The organism is Novilysobacter erysipheiresistens, from assembly GCF_036663935.1.
Lineage (GTDB): Bacteria > Pseudomonadota > Gammaproteobacteria > Xanthomonadales > Xanthomonadaceae > Novilysobacter > Novilysobacter erysipheiresistens.
Genome location: NZ_JAXGFP010000002.1, coordinates 521,174 through 534,931 on the forward strand (window position 1 = coordinate 521,174; position 13,758 = coordinate 534,931).

General features: G+C 68.9%; 15 protein-coding genes. 11 read left to right on the forward strand and 4 right to left on the reverse strand.

Going from position 1 to position 13,758, the window contains the following annotated elements; translation table 11 throughout:
• The first annotated feature begins 8 nt into the window (after positions 1–8).
• On the forward strand, positions 9–908 hold the full coding sequence (locus SNE34_RS05580) for a peptidylprolyl isomerase (RefSeq protein ID WP_425604465.1): 900 nt from the start codon (positions 9–11) through the stop codon (positions 906–908).
• Here SNE34_RS05580 and speG read toward each other — a convergent pair.
• The gene (speG, locus tag SNE34_RS05585; RefSeq protein WP_332615465.1) at positions 905–1,465 is read right to left on the reverse strand and encodes a spermidine N1-acetyltransferase; all 561 of its coding nucleotides are present in this window, start codon (positions 1,463–1,465) and stop codon (positions 905–907) included. The two genes, SNE34_RS05580 and speG, sit on opposite strands and share 4 nt — an antisense overlap.
• A 139-nt stretch (positions 1,466–1,604) precedes the next feature.
• Here speG and SNE34_RS05590 point away from each other — a divergent pair, with 139 nt between their 5' ends.
• Both SNE34_RS05590 and SNE34_RS05595 read left to right on the forward strand, forming a co-directional pair.
• Positions 1,605–1,901: a hypothetical protein gene (locus SNE34_RS05590; RefSeq protein WP_332615466.1), complete on the forward strand. Its 297-nt coding sequence runs from the start codon at positions 1,605–1,607 to the stop codon at positions 1,899–1,901.
• Between the two features lie 36 nt (positions 1,902–1,937).
• Positions 1,938–2,798, forward strand: coding sequence for a DUF72 domain-containing protein (locus tag SNE34_RS05595; RefSeq protein ID WP_332615718.1), 861 nt, complete (start codon positions 1,938–1,940; stop codon positions 2,796–2,798).
• 12 nt (positions 2,799–2,810) lie between these two features.
• Here the strand turns inward: SNE34_RS05595 and SNE34_RS05600 are convergent, their stop codons facing one another.
• The gene (locus tag SNE34_RS05600; protein ID WP_332615468.1) at positions 2,811–3,062 is read right to left on the reverse strand and encodes a cyclase; all 252 of its coding nucleotides are present in this window, start codon (positions 3,060–3,062) and stop codon (positions 2,811–2,813) included.
• Positions 3,059–3,979, reverse strand: coding sequence for a DMT family transporter (locus SNE34_RS05605; protein ID WP_332615470.1), 921 nt, complete (start codon positions 3,977–3,979; stop codon positions 3,059–3,061). Before SNE34_RS05605 ends, SNE34_RS05600 begins: the two co-directional genes overlap by 4 nt.
• Before the next feature lie 103 nt (positions 3,980–4,082).
• Between SNE34_RS05605 and SNE34_RS05610 the strand changes: the two genes are divergently transcribed.
• The 5 genes from SNE34_RS05610 to SNE34_RS05630 all read left to right on the forward strand — a co-directional run bounded on the left by SNE34_RS05610 (position 4,083) and on the right by SNE34_RS05630 (position 9,132).
• Positions 4,083–4,982: a LysR substrate-binding domain-containing protein gene (locus SNE34_RS05610; protein WP_332615472.1), complete on the forward strand. Its 900-nt coding sequence runs from the start codon at positions 4,083–4,085 to the stop codon at positions 4,980–4,982.
• A 139-nt stretch (positions 4,983–5,121) separates the two neighbouring features.
• On the forward strand, positions 5,122–6,081 hold the full coding sequence (locus SNE34_RS05615) for a DMT family transporter (RefSeq protein WP_332615474.1): 960 nt from the start codon (positions 5,122–5,124) through the stop codon (positions 6,079–6,081).
• An 84-nt stretch (positions 6,082–6,165) separates the two neighbouring features.
• The gene (locus SNE34_RS05620; RefSeq protein ID WP_332615476.1) at positions 6,166–7,836 is read left to right on the forward strand and encodes an AAA family ATPase; all 1,671 of its coding nucleotides are present in this window, start codon (positions 6,166–6,168) and stop codon (positions 7,834–7,836) included.
• Between the two features lie 3 nt (positions 7,837–7,839).
• Positions 7,840–8,676: a general secretion pathway protein GspB gene (locus SNE34_RS05625; RefSeq protein WP_332615478.1), complete on the forward strand. Its 837-nt coding sequence runs from the start codon at positions 7,840–7,842 to the stop codon at positions 8,674–8,676.
• A 60-nt stretch (positions 8,677–8,736) separates the two neighbouring features.
• Positions 8,737–9,132 (forward strand): DoxX family protein, encoded by a 396-nt coding sequence (locus tag SNE34_RS05630; protein ID WP_332615480.1) that lies wholly within the window; start codon positions 8,737–8,739, stop codon positions 9,130–9,132.
• Between the two features lie 149 nt (positions 9,133–9,281).
• Here SNE34_RS05630 and dbpA read toward each other — a convergent pair whose 3' ends face one another.
• Positions 9,282–10,682, reverse strand: a complete 1,401-nt coding sequence (gene dbpA / locus SNE34_RS05635; protein WP_332615482.1) for an ATP-dependent RNA helicase DbpA — start codon at positions 10,680–10,682, stop codon at positions 9,282–9,284.
• 176 nt (positions 10,683–10,858) lie between these two features.
• On the opposite strand from dbpA, the gene SNE34_RS05640 reads away from it, so the two are divergent.
• Genes SNE34_RS05640 through SNE34_RS05650 form a run of 3 tightly spaced genes read left to right on the forward strand, consistent with a single transcriptional unit; the run spans position 10,859 to position 13,754 of the window.
• The gene (locus SNE34_RS05640; RefSeq protein WP_332615483.1) at positions 10,859–11,290 is read left to right on the forward strand and encodes a hypothetical protein; all 432 of its coding nucleotides are present in this window, start codon (positions 10,859–10,861) and stop codon (positions 11,288–11,290) included.
• A complete protein-coding gene (locus SNE34_RS05645) occupies positions 11,287–12,771 on the forward strand; it encodes a DUF7125 family protein (RefSeq protein WP_332615485.1) in 1,485 nt (494 codons plus the stop codon). The genes SNE34_RS05640 and SNE34_RS05645 overlap by 4 nt, the downstream gene beginning before the upstream one ends.
• A 29-nt stretch (positions 12,772–12,800) precedes the next feature.
• A complete protein-coding gene (locus SNE34_RS05650; protein ID WP_332615487.1) occupies positions 12,801–13,754 on the forward strand; it encodes a sensor histidine kinase in 954 nt (317 codons plus the stop codon).
• Positions 13,755–13,758: the final 4 nt, after the last annotated feature.

Below are 13,758 nucleotides of genomic sequence, written 5' to 3' on the forward strand. Positions count from 1 at the left end.
TGCTCGCCATCCTCGCTTTCACCGCCTCGGCGCAGCAGCCGGATGCAACCCAGGCCACCGACGCCAAGGCGCCGGCGCCGTCAATGCAGGAGATCCTCGATGCCTCGCCGGCGTCGGACTGGCGCACGCTCGATCCGGCCAACACCCTGTACATGGAGCTCGACGGCGGCCGGGTGGTGTTCGAGCTCGCGCCGCAGTTCGCGCCGCAGCACGTCGACAACATCCGGACCCTGGCGCAGGAAGGCTTCTGGAACGGCCTCAGCATCTACCGCTCGCAGGACAACTTCGTGGTCCAGTTCGGCGACCCGAACGCGGACGCGGAAAACGCCAAGTCGATCGGCAGCGCCAAGGCGCACCTCCCGGCCGAGTTCGAACGCGCCGGCGAGGGCCTGGACTTCACCGTGCTGCCCGATGCCGACGGCTGGGCGCCGCAGGTCGGTTTCGTCGACGGCTTCCCGGCCGCACGCGATCCCGCGACAAAGACCGCGTGGCTGGCCCACTGCTACGGCGCGCTCGGCGCCGGCCGCGGCATGGCCGCCGACTCCAGCACCGGTGCCGAGCTGTACGTCGTCACCGGGCAGTCGCCGCGCCAGCTCGACCGCAACATCACCTTGGTCGGCCGCGTGGTCGACGGCATGGAGCTGTTGTCGGTAATCCCGCGCGGGCCCGAACCGATGGGAATCTACGAGGACCCGGCCAGGCGCACCGCGATCAAGTCGATCACGCTCGCCAGCGAGTTGCCGGCCGCCGAGCGCAGCGCGCTGGAGTTGCTGCGCACCGACAGCGCGACGTTCGCGGCGGTCACCGAGGCGCGCCGCAACCGCCGCGATGACTGGTACAAGGTGCCGGCCGGCCACATCGACCTGTGCAACGTGCCGCTGCCGGTGCGCGAGGCGACCGCCGACTAGGCGTCGCGCCGCTCCTCATCGCGACCCAGCGCCTCGTGCTGGAAGATGCACATGCGGATCACGCTGCGGTAGCGGCCGTCGCTGAAGAACTCGTCGACCAGCACGCCCTCGCGCTGGAACCCGGCGCCCTCGTAGACCTTGATCGCAGCGGCATTGTCGACGTCGACCAGCAGGTAGAGCTTGTACAGGTTGAGCACCCGGAACGCGTAGTTGATCGCGCTGCGGGTCGCCGCCTTGGCATAGCCGCGCTGCTGGAAGTCCGGCGAGATCATGATCAGGAACTCGGCGCGCCGGTGCAGGTGGTCGATCTCGACCAGCTCGACCAGTCCGACCCGCTCGTGCGCCTGGGTCTCGGGGGACGCGTGCTCGACGATGAAGCGCCGCTCGGACTGGTCGTGGATGTGCTTGCGGTACAACTCTTCCAGCTCGACGAACGACTCGTAGGGTTCCTCGAACCAGTAGCCCATCACGCTGCGATTGTTGTTGAGGACGTGGACGAAGTGCAGGTCGCTGCGTTCGAGCGGGCGCAGGGTGACGCGGGGCAGTGGCGGGTCCATCGGCAAAGCGTAAACGGGCTGCGGATGCAATGCGCGTGACGATCGCGCCCGGTCCGTCGCGCTTCTGCCGACGCGCCCGTCACGCCGCCTTAGCCGGGCCCTGCCTAGCCTCTGCAGCACCCCATACGAGAGTGTCGCCATGCCCCAGCTACGCATCCGCATCACCGGCGGCGAAGACGACGCCCGCGCGATCGGCAACCTGCTGACCGGCGTGCGCGGGATCGAGCACGTCGAGGAGATCTCCGACATGATGTCGCACATGGACGATCCCGACTCCAGCTCCGCCGGACTGCCCGACGACCAGGGTCCGGGCATCCACGTACTCGAGGTCGAGGCCCCGAACGACGCCACCGCGGCCCGGGTACGCGAGGTGGTCGAGGCGCTCGCGTTCGACCTGGAGGTGGTGGTCGAGTTCGAGAGCGACGAGGCCGAATGACGGATGCCGATCACCACCACCCGCCGGAGCAATCGCATGGGCAGCGATGACCTGTTCTCCGGCGACGCGTCCGGCAACGCCGCGACCGGCGTCGATGCCATCGACGGGATCCGCGTCGGCATCGGTGGCTGGACCTACGTGCCGTGGCGCGGCGGCAACTTCTATCCCGAAGGACTGATCCAGCGGCGTGAACTGGAATACGCCAGCCGCCGGCTCAGCGCGATCGAGATCAACGGCACCTACTACGGCAGCCAGAAGCCGGCCACCTACGCGCGCTGGGCCGCCGAGACGCCGCCGGGGTTCCTGTTCTCGCTCAAGGCGCCGCGGCGAATCGTGCAGTCGCGGGTGCTGGCCGGCACCGGCGGCCAGGTCGAGAACTTCCTGGAGGGCATCGCGGAACTCGGCGACCGGCTCGGCCCGATCGTCTGGCAGTTCGACAAGGGCAGCGATCTGGATCGCGACGACTTCATCGCCTTCCTCGACCTGCTGCCGCGCTCGATCGACGGTCGCACCCTGCGCCATGTGCTCGACGTGCGGGTGCCGGATTTCGTCGACCCCAGCTACCTCGCGCTGGTCCGCGAGCGCGGCTTGGCGACGGTGTTCACCGACTCGCGCGACTACCCGTCGTTTGCCGACATCACCGCCGACTTCGTCTACCTGCGGCTGATGCGCTCACGCGCCGATGTCGCTACCGGCTATACCGACGAGGAACTGGCGCTGTGGGCACAACGCGCGCGGGTCTGGGCCGACGGCGGCGAACCCGACGACGTGCCGCGGATCGACCCGCCGACCGCAGCGGGCGGACCGCGCGACGTCTTCGTCTATTTCATCAGCGCGGCGAAAGAGCGCAACCCAGCCGCCGCGATGACGTTGCTGGAACGCCTGCGCAAGCGCTGAACCGCATTGCCTCTATGACAGTTCCGGCGCGGCCGTGACCCGACGCTTGTGCGGTTCCTCGATCACCCGCTTCCGCAAGATCCTGACCTCGCCGACCATCAACAATCGCAGGTCGCGCACGATACATTCGGCCAATGCCGCCTCGTCGATGTCGCTATCGCCCGAATCCAGGTCGAGCCGGAATCCCTGCCCTTGCAACCCGCCGCCGTTGCTGAAGTCGATCTCGAAATCGAACACCACCCGCCTCTCGAGCCCCGCGCTCACTTGCCGGCCTTCTGGCTGATCGCCACGCTGCCCAGGATCAGCGCTCCGGCGATGCCCATCGACACCGTCAGCGGCTCGTCCAGCAACCACCACGCCCAGCCGACCGCGAACAGCGGCACCAGGTAGGTCACCGTGACCGCGCGGCTCGCGCCGATGCGCTGCACCAGCCGGTAATACACCGCATAGGCCAGGCCGGTGCAGAGCACGCCGAGCAGGCCGGCCGACAGCCAGGCGTTGAACGAGACCGGCTGGGTCGGCCAGTCGGCGACCGCGAACGGCAGGGTCAGCAGTGCCGACGAACCCAGCGTCGCCGCCGCCAGCGCCGCCTGCGGCATGCCGGAGAAATGCCGGCGCAGCATGTGCACGCCGACGCCGTACATGAACGCCGCCGCGCAGCCGGCCGCCACCGCCAAGCCGATACTGGCGCCGGCGGTCTTGCCGCTGGCCAGCACCACCACTCCGGCGAAGCCGACCAGCAAGGCACCGGCGCGGCGCATGCCGATCTTCTCGCCAAAGAACATGAAACCGACCAGCGCGGTGAACAGCACCGCCATCGCGTTGGTGATCGCGCTGATCCCGGCCGGCGCGTGCTGCGCGGCCCAGGCGAACAGCGCGAACGGCACTGCCGAGTTGATCGCGCCGACCAGCACCACCTTCGGCCAGACCTTCGCCGGGAACGCCGCGCGCTGGCGCCACAGGAACGGCAGCAACACCATCGCGCCGAACGCGAGCCGCAATTCGGACAGCGCCGCGGTGCCGAACTCGGGCGCGGCGACGCGCTGGAACATGAAGGACACGCCCCAGATCGCCGCCAGCACGACCAGTTCGAGCGGGGTCAGCCAGGCGCGCTCGGGCGCGGCGGCCACGGGGGCCTCGATGATGCGTGCATCGTTGGCGCAGGCTTCGGCGGTTCGCATGGGGGCGAGCTCGATTCGGGGCGAACCGACATTCTCCGCCGCCCCGATAACTCCGCAAGTGCATACTTTGCAGGTCAGGCACAAATCTGGTTTGAGGCTATCCATGGCATTGCGAGGCGACTGGCTGCCGGCGTTGGCGGCATTCGAATCGGCGGCGCGGCACCAGAATTTCGCCCACGCCGGCGAAGAGTTGCACCTGACCGCCAGCGCGGTCAGCCACCACGTGCGCAAGCTCGAGTCGCGGCTCGGTGTCGCCCTGTTCCAGCGCCACGCGCGCGGGGTGTCGCTGACCGCGGAAGGCCGGCAACTGGCCGACGCAGCCAGCGACGCGCTGACCGACCTCGACGGCGTGCTGGCGGTGCTGCGCGCCGGCCGCGACGATCGCGACCGGGTGCGTGTCGACACCCTGCATTCGCTGGCCCACGTCTGGCTGATCCCGCGACTGCCGGGGCTGGTCGCGGCGCATCCGCAGATCCGCCTGACCGTCGACACCAAGACCGCGCTGACCCGCTTCGACGACGGCGGCCCCGACTTCGCGATCCGCCACGGCTCCGGCCACTGGCCCGGGCTGACTGCACACCACCTGATGGACGACGCGCTGTTCCCGGTGGCGGCACCGACGTTGCCGGGGCTCGACCGCGTCCGCAGCGCCGCCGACGTCGCGACGCTGCCGCTGGTGTCCGACCTTGGCCGGCAAGGCTGGGCCGACTGGTTCCGCGCCGCCGACGTGCACCCCGCCGCGCTCGACGAGCGCCACGTCTTCAGCGACTCGACCGACGCGCTGGAGGCGGCGGCGTTCGGCTTCGGCGCCGCACTGGCGCGCGAGAAGATCGTCACCGCGTACCTGGCGTCCGGCCGGCTGGTGCGACTGCCCGGCCCGGTGGTGCCGGCGCGCTGGAACTACCACGTGGTGTATCCCGCGCACCGGCGGCTGCGGCCGGCGGCGCAGATGGTGGTGGACTGGTTGTTGCGCGAGGCGGGGACCAACCCTGCCCCCTTGTAGGAGCGACGTAAGTCGCGACCCGCCGAACGGTGGAGGCGACGTACAGGTCGCGACTCACGTCGCTCCTACAACGAGGCCAATCCACCGAAGACCATCCCGGCACTCGTCTTTCCCTCCCTTCCTTCTGCACACTTGGCCTATGCCGATGACCCCGACCAGCAAGGCCTTCCTGCAGATCCACTTCTGCGTCGTGCTGTGGGGCTTCACCGCCATCCTCGGCAAGCTCATCACCCTGCCCGCCCTGCCGCTGGTATGGGCACGGATGCTGCTGGTGGTGGTCGCGCTGGCGCTGCTGCCGAAGGTCTGGCGCGGGCTGCGGGCGATGCCGGCGCGGTTGCTGTGGACCTATGCCGGCATCGGCGTGCTGGTGGCACTGCACTGGTTGACCTTCTACGGCGCGATCAAGCTGGCCAACGCATCGGTCGGGGCAACCTGCATGGCGCTGGCGACGGTGTTCACCGCGATGGTCGAGCCGTGGCTGGCAAACGCGAAGTTCTCCCGCCGCGATTTCATGCTCGGCATCGCGGTGCTGCCCGGGGTCGCGCTGGTGGTCGGCGGGGTTCCCGGCGACATGCGCATCGGCATCGCGGTCGGCGCGCTGTCGGCGCTGTTCGTGGCGATCTTCGGCTCGCTCAACAAGCGGTTCGTCGAGCATGGCGACCCGCTGACGGTGACCGCGCTGGAACTCGGCGCCGGCACCCTCGCCCTGACCGCGCTGGCGCCGCTGATGCCGTTGTTGCCGATCCCGGCGCTGGCCGAAGCGTTCGCCGGCGACCTGCTGGTGCTGCCGGACATGCGCGACCTGGTCCTGCTGCTGGCGCTGGCGCTGGCCTGCACGCTGCTGCCGTTCGCGCTGTCGCTGGTCGCGCTGCGCCACATGAGCGCGTTCGGGGTGCAACTGGCGGTCAACCTGGAGCCGGTCTACGCGATCGTGCTGGCGATCGTCCTGCTCGGCGAGCAGCACGACGTGACGCCGATGTTCTACCTCGGCGTGGTGATAATCCTGGCCGCGGTGTTCATCCATCCGTTGGTCAGCCGGCGGCGCCTGCAGCACCCGGAAATGCTCGGCACCAGCGAGGCCAAGGGCGTCGTCGAGTAGCGCGCCCGCGCGCCTGCCCTCGCTCGCCCCGACCGGGGTTTCGTGGCAGGCTGGCGGCTTCGCCTTGCCGCACCGGGTCCAGGCATGTACCTCGCCCATTACGGGTTGAACGAGCCGCCGTTTTCGATCACCCCCGACCCGCGCTTCGTGTTCCTCAGCGAGCGCCACCGGGATGCCTTGGCGCACCTGCTGTTCGGCATCGACCAGGGCGGCAGCGGCGGCTTCGTTCAGCTCACCGGCGAGGTCGGCACCGGCAAGACGACGTTGTGCCGGATGTTGCTGGAGCAGTTGCCGGACAAGACCCGGGCGGCGCTGGTGCTCAACCCGCAGCTGTCGCCGGTCGAGCTGATCGAGACGATCTGCGAGGAACTGCGGCTCGACCTCGCCGACGAAGCCGGCAGCCCCCGCCGCGCCAGCCTCAAGTCGCGGGTCGACCTGCTCAATGCCTATTTGCTCGACGCCTACGCCCAAGGCCTGCGGGTGGTGCTGATCATCGACGAGGCACAGAACCTGTCGATCGACGCGCTCGAACAGGTGCGGCTGCTGACCAACCTGGAAACCCCGAGCCAGAAGCTGCTGCAGATCATCCTGCTGGGCCAGCCGGAACTGCGCGCGATGCTGGCGCGCGACGACCTGCGGCAGCTCGCCCAGCGCATCACCGCGCGCTTCCACCTGACTCCGCTGGATGCCGACGAGACCGGCGAATACCTGCGCCATCGCTGGCGGGTCGCCGGCGGCCAGCGGTTCCCGTTCACCGCCGGTGCGATCAAGCGCATCCACCGCCATTCCGGCGGCGTGCCGCGGCTGATCAATGTCATCGCCGAACGCACCCTGCTGGCCGGTTACGCGCACGACGAGACCAGCCTCGGCGAGCGTTGGGTCGACCGCGCCGCCCGCGAGGCGCTCGCGCCGGCGCCGCGACGCTGGCTGCGCGGCCCGCATGCATTTGCGCTCGGCGCGGTCGCGGTCGCCGCGGTGGGGTTGCTCGCGCTGGCGGCGGCCCTGTGGCTGCGCTCTCAACCCGGCCCGGTCGCCGCGGCAGCGACCACCACGACCGCGTCACCGCCACCAGCGGCGGCCAGCATCGCCTCGCCGCCCGCCGCGGTCACCACCGTGCCATTTCTCGACGCGCAGACGTTGGCGCAACGGCTGCAGGACAGCGATCCCTCGGTGTTGCCGGCGTGGCGTCAGATGCTCGAACTGTGGCAACTCCCCGCCGAAGACGCCGACGCCGCGCGGGCCGCGAACTGCCTCGCGCCGGTGGCCGCGGACGTGCATTGCGCGCGCGGCCTGGCCGACCTCGACAAGCTCGCGCGCCAGGGCCACCCAGCTCTGGTCCACCTGCGCAGCAATGACCAGGCCACGTGGGCGCTGCTGCTCGGCATCGACGCGGTCAACGTGCGCCTGCGCCTCGGCAACGACGTGGTCGACACCGACCGCATCGCGTTCGAGCGCCTGTGGAATGGAGAGTACGCCGCCTTGTGGCGGGTTCCGCCCGCGCTCAGTGCGGGGCTGTCGGGACCGCTGGGTCCCGGGGCGAGTGGCCCGGTGGTCGAATGGGTCGGCCGGCAACTGCGCCCGCGTTACCTGCCGCCGGCCGATGGCCTGGTGCGCTTCGATGCCGCGATGGCCGGCGCGCTGCGCGATTACCAGCGCGCGCACGGCCTCGCCAGCGACGGCGTGATCGGCCCCGAGACCCTGATGGCGATGGCGCCGAACGAAGCCGGCCCGCACCTGCTACGGGTGCTGGAGTAGCCGATGTCGTTGATCCTCGAAGCCCTGCGCAAGTCCGAAGCCGAGCGCCGCCGTGGCCAGGTACCGGGCCTGCATGCCGAGCTGCCGCCGGCGTCGCGGCCGGCACGGCCACGGCGCGCGCATTGGCCATGGCTGGCGGCGACGGCGGTCATCGCGGTCGTCGCGGCGACCTGGCTGCTGCGCAACGAGTGGGCACCGGCGCCACCGGCAGACGAGCCCGCGCGGGTATCGACGGAACGGGCTACGCCAGCCGAAACGGATCGCGTCGTCGCTGATACCCCACGTGCCGATTCCACGCGGCCGGTCGATGTCGCCCTCCCGGCGACGGAACCGATGGGCGCCGCGCCATCCGCCGACATCGCCGCGGCCGCCAAACCGGCGCCGTCGACAACCGCAGCCACACCCGCGTCCACCGCCCCGGTCATGGTGCCGCGACAACCACCCGAACCGGCCACAACCAAGGCACCCAGCCGCGATCCTGCTCCTGGCCGCGAACCGGTTCCCGTCGCAGCGGACTCAAACCCACTGCCCCCGCCGCGGCCCACCACCCCGGCCACGACACCCGCCACCGCACCGCCTGCGGACGCCACCACGACCGCCCCCGACGATTCCGCGCTGCTGCACCTGTCCGACCTCGCCGCCGCCGAGCGCCGCGCGTTGCCGCCGCTGCAGGTCAGCATGCACATGTGGGCGCCGACCTCGGCGCGGCGCTTCGCGATCATCGACGGCGCCCGCGTCAACGAGGGCGACCGGCTCGGCGACGCGGTCGTCGACGCGATCACCCGCGACGGCGTGGTACTGGCATGGCGCGGCCGCCGCGTGCATATTCCGATCCACTGATCCGGCCGCGTCGTCACAGACGATGCATCGGCGCCGCTCTCACCACTACGGGGAACCACGATGAACGCGAACACCCAGCACGACCTGGCGAAATTGCTCCTGCGCGTCACCCTCGGCGTGCTGATCCTGTTGCACGGCATCGCCAAGCTCAACGGCGGCCTGTCGGGCATCACCGGCATGGTAGAGGCGCAGGGCCTGCCCGGCTTCCTCGGCTACGCGGTATTGATCGGCGAAGTGGTGGCGCCGCTGATGGTGATCGCCGGCTTCCACGCGCGCATCGGCGCGGTGCTGATCGCGCTCAACATGGTGGTCGCGATCGTGCTGGTGCACATGGGCGAGCTCGGCAGCTTCAACGGCCAGGGCGGCTGGGCGCTGGAACTGCAGGGCATGTTCCTCGGCACCGCGGTGGCGATCGCATTGCTCGGGCCGGGGCGGTTCAGCGTCAACGGGCGGTAGCTCCCTGCAGATCGGTTGGCCGCCGCGGATCGATGGCGGCCACCGGCTTTTTCGTAGGAGCGGCTTTAGCCGCGATCGGGAATCGGCACGAGCGAAACGATTTCAGATCGCGGCTAAAGCCGCTCCTACAAGAGCACCAACAACCGCGCTTACAGCCGGTTGATCCGGAACCGTCGGCCCTTGATCTTGCCTTCGCGCAACCGCGACAGCGCGGCGCCGGCCTTGTCGCGCGCGATCGCGACGTACGAGCGGGTCGCGAACACGTCGATCTTGCCGATTGCCGCCACCGGCAACCCGGCCTCGCCGGTCAACGCGCCGACGATGTCGCCGGGCCGCAGCTTGTCGGTCTTGCCGGCGTCGATGCGCAGGGTCGCCATCGCCGCGGGGGGCACGTTCGCGGCGCGCCCCGCCAGCGGCGCCGCGCGGCGCCATTGCAGCGGCTTGCCCTGGATCGCCTCGATCGCCTGCGCGCGCGCCACCTCGCGTGCACTGCACAGGCTCAGCGCGATGCCACCCTTGCCGGCGCGACCGGTGCGACCGATGCGGTGCACGTACACGTCGGGATCGGTCGGCAGTTCGTAATTGACCACCGCGGCCAAGTCCTCGACATCGAGCCCGCGCGCGGCGACGTCGCTGGCCACCAGCACGCTGCAACTGCGGTTGGCGAAACGCACCAGCACCTCGTCGCGGTCGCGCTGCTCCATGTCGCCATGCAATGCCAGCGTGGTGAAGCCGTAATGCTCCAGCGAGCCGGCGACCTCGTCGACATCGCGGCGCATGTTGCAGAACACCACGCAGGACTCGGGCCGGTACTCCAGCAGCAATGCCGCCAGTAACTGCGTCTTGCGCGCCGGGTCGATCTCGAAGAAGTGCTGCTCGACCGGTACCTGTTCGGCATGGCTCTCGACCGTGACCTCCAGCGGCTCGCGCAGCATGGCGTTGCCGATCGCCCGGATCGCCTCCGGATAGGTCGCCGAGAACAGCAGGGTCTGCCGTTCCTTCGGGGTCTTGCCGACCACTTCCCGGATCTGCTCCTCGAAGCCCATGTCGAGCATGCGATCGGCCTCGTCCAGCACCAGCGTGCGTACCCCGCGCAGGTGCAGTGCCTTCTTGCGCAGCAACTCCTGGATGCGCCCGGGGGTGCCGACCACGACCTGCGGGTCGTGGGTCGCCAGCGATGCCAGCTGCGGCGCCAGCGGCATGCCGCCGCACAGCACCGACACCTTGAGGTTGGGGATACCGACCGCGAGTTTGCGCAGCTGCTTGCCGACCTGGTCAGCGAGCTCGCGGGTCGGGCACAGCACCAGCGCCTGGGTCTGGATCTTGCCCGGGTCGATCCGGTGCAGCAGGCCGAGCCCGAACGCGGCGGTCTTGCCGCTGCCGGTCGGGGCCTGGCCGATCAGGTCGCGACCGTCGAGGATCGCCGGCAGCGCCTGCTGCTGGATAGGCGTCATCGTGCGGTAGCCCAGTGCGTCAACGCCCTGCAACAGCGCCGGGGAAAGCGGGAGCGCAACGAACGCGAGGGGCGCCGGGGGATTGTCTGGAGTCATGCACCATGATCGCAGCTTCGCGGTCGGCGGCCCAGTTCGGGACGACTCGCCCGTGTCGTCCCCGGCATTGCCGCCGGGATCGCGCCGGATGTGGCGCCCCAGGCCGACCATCACGCACTACCGGAGGCTACGGCGTACCCTGAGCAGCTCGCATCGAACGGTTCAGCGCCTCCCTTGTGGAAAATCCAGAGAGTCCCCGGACAACCCTTGCGCTGATCCGCCTGGCCGAGAATGGTGCGAACGCCGCACAGATCGCCGACGCGATTGTCTCGATCTGGCAGGAAATCGCCGGTGCCCTGACGCCCATCATCGGGCTGCGGGGCTTCGCCATGCTTTACAAGCGCAGCCTCTATCTCACGATCTCCCACCACTCCTGGTTGGCGGATGCGCACGACAGCGTGCCTACGTTCATGGACCTGTCGACCCTGGAATCCGTGCTCGCGCAGCAGGACCGCACCGAGTCGGCAGTCGCTGGCGGCGCCCTGCTGCACACGTTCTACGACCTGCTGACCAGCCTGGTTGGCCCCTCGCTAACCGAGACATTGCTTCGCTCCATATGGGCCAACGCTGCTTCAGACAGCCCGACCGCACAGGACACCGCCCCATGACGACGAAAGTGACAATCAACCGCCTGGCCACCGGCGTGCCGGGCCTGGACGAGGTCCTGGGTGGGGGATTGCCGGAGTTCTCGTTCAACCTGATCGCCGGGGCACCCGGCTGTGGCAAGACCACGCTCGCCCACCAGATGATGTTCGCGATGGCGACGCCGGAGCGGCCCGCGCTGTTCCTGACCGTGCTGGGCGAGCCGCCGCTGAAGATGCTGCGCTACCAGCAGCAGTTCGATTTCTTCGATCACGAGGCAATCAATCGCTCGATCCGTTTCGTCAACCTGTCGGATGACGCTTTACTCGGCGACCTCGACAACTTGCTGTCCCGCATTGTCGCCGAGGTCGAGGCGCACGGCCCGTCGTTCGTGTTCGTCGACTCATTCCGTTCGATGGCGCAGGCAGGAGGCGCGTCGGGAGCCGCGCAACACAATCTGCAACAGTTCGTGCAGCAACTCGGCATGTTGATGACGAGTTGGCAGGCCACCACGTTCCTGATCGGCGAGTATTCCAGCGAAGCCGACGCCAACCCTGTGTTCACTGTGGCCGACGGGATGATCGCCCTGCGCCAGAGCGTGCAGCGCAACTCGATGGTCCGCAAGATCGAAATCCTGAAGATGCGTGGGCAATCGACACTGCCGGGGTTGCACAGCTTCCGGATCACCAACGCCGGCATCCGGGTATTCGCCCCCGCCTATACCGTTGACCCGGAGCCCCAAGTGACCTCCGGTCCCCTCGGTCCACGGGTGAAAATGGGCGTGCGGGTCCTGGACGAGATGCTCGGCGGCGGTCTGCCGGAAGGATTCTCGATGCTCGTGGCCGGTCCGTCCGGATCGGGCAAGAGCATCCTGGCGGCCAGCTTCCTGGCAGCGGGCGCACGCGACGGCGAAACCGGTGTCATGGTCGCCTTCGAGCAGCGGCCAAATCGCTCGCGCAGCCATGTGCTGGCCGACCTGATCGAAAGCGGCCAGGTGGGGCTGGTCACCACCCGCGCGCCGGATACCTCGATCGACGAAATCGTGCAGCACGTCACCGACGAGATCCGCCGGCTCAAGGCCAAGCGCGTGGTCATCGACTCGCTCACGGGCCTTCAACTCGTGGTCGCCCCGACCTTCCGGGAGGACTTCCGCGAATCGCTGTTGCGCCTGGTCACCGCCCTGGTGGACACCGGCGTTACCGTGCTGATGACCTGCGAGCTGGAGGATCGTTACACCGACCTGCGCTTCAGTCCCTTTGGCACCGCTTCGCTGACCGACTCGATCATCGTGCAGCGTTATATCGAGGTCGAGAGCAGGTTGCTGCGCGTGATGGCGGTGGTCAAGCTGCGGGCGTGCCTGCATTCCAACGAATTGCGGCTGTTCACCATCGATGACGACGGCATCCAGGTCGGCGAGACGCTGCCCGACCAGGAGGGGTTGCTCGGGGGCAGGCCGACCAGGAACGAGAGCGCGTCCAAGCCGTCCGACCCGGATACCAGCAGCTGACGATAGTGAAATCCCAAGGGGGCATCACCGTGAACACAGCGCGTGACCGAAAGACAGGCACGCCCGCCAAGGCGGAGCGCGAACTCGCCCGGTTGCAGGCGCAAATCGAACTCGCACGTGCGGAATTGACCCGATTGCACCGAGCCGTGTCGGCGGCGACCGGTCATCCGGATCCGGCACGCGAAGCCGGGCACGAACTGCGGCACGCGCAGCAGCAAGAGGCAAACGAACACTTGATACGCGCCGCACTGGGCGCCCGGGAATCGCAGGCCACCGCCGAGGACGCGCAACGGCAGCAAGCCGAATTCCTGGCCGTGATGGCGCATGAGCTGCGCAACCCGCTGGCGCCGATCAGCAATGCGGCGGCCCTGCTCGGCATGCTGCCCGCCGAGGAACTGCTGCCACGGTTGCAGGCCGTGATCGAGCGCCAGGTAGCGCACATCTCACGCCTGGTCGAAGACCTGCTCGACGTGTCGCGCGCCAGCACCGGCAAGCTCCGACTTGAACGCCGCCGGGTTGACCTGATCGACATCATCGATGAAGCAGTCGATGGCAGCCGGCCGGCAAGGAAAACGCGTGGGCAACAGTTGGAGGTTCACAAGCCTGCGAGCGCGCTCGAAGTGTACGGCGACCCGATCCGTCTGACGCAAATCCTCAGCAACCTGCTCGACAATGCATCCAAGTACACCCCGGTCGGCGGCGGGATAGAGCTTTCGGTGATGATAATGGCCAACGACACGGTCGCGATAACCGTGTCCGACAACGGCATCGGAATCACCGCCGAGGCCTTGCCCCGCGTTTTCGAGCCGTTCGTGCAGGCCCCGCATGCCATCGACTTCAACGGCGTCGGACTGGGCATCGGGCTCACGGTGGTGCGGGAACTGGTCGAGGCGCACGGCGGCACGGTTTCCGTCACCAGTGCCGGCAGCGGACTGGGCAGCCAGTTCGTCGTAACGCTGCCTCTCGACAAGGCTTCCCCTTAGGCGG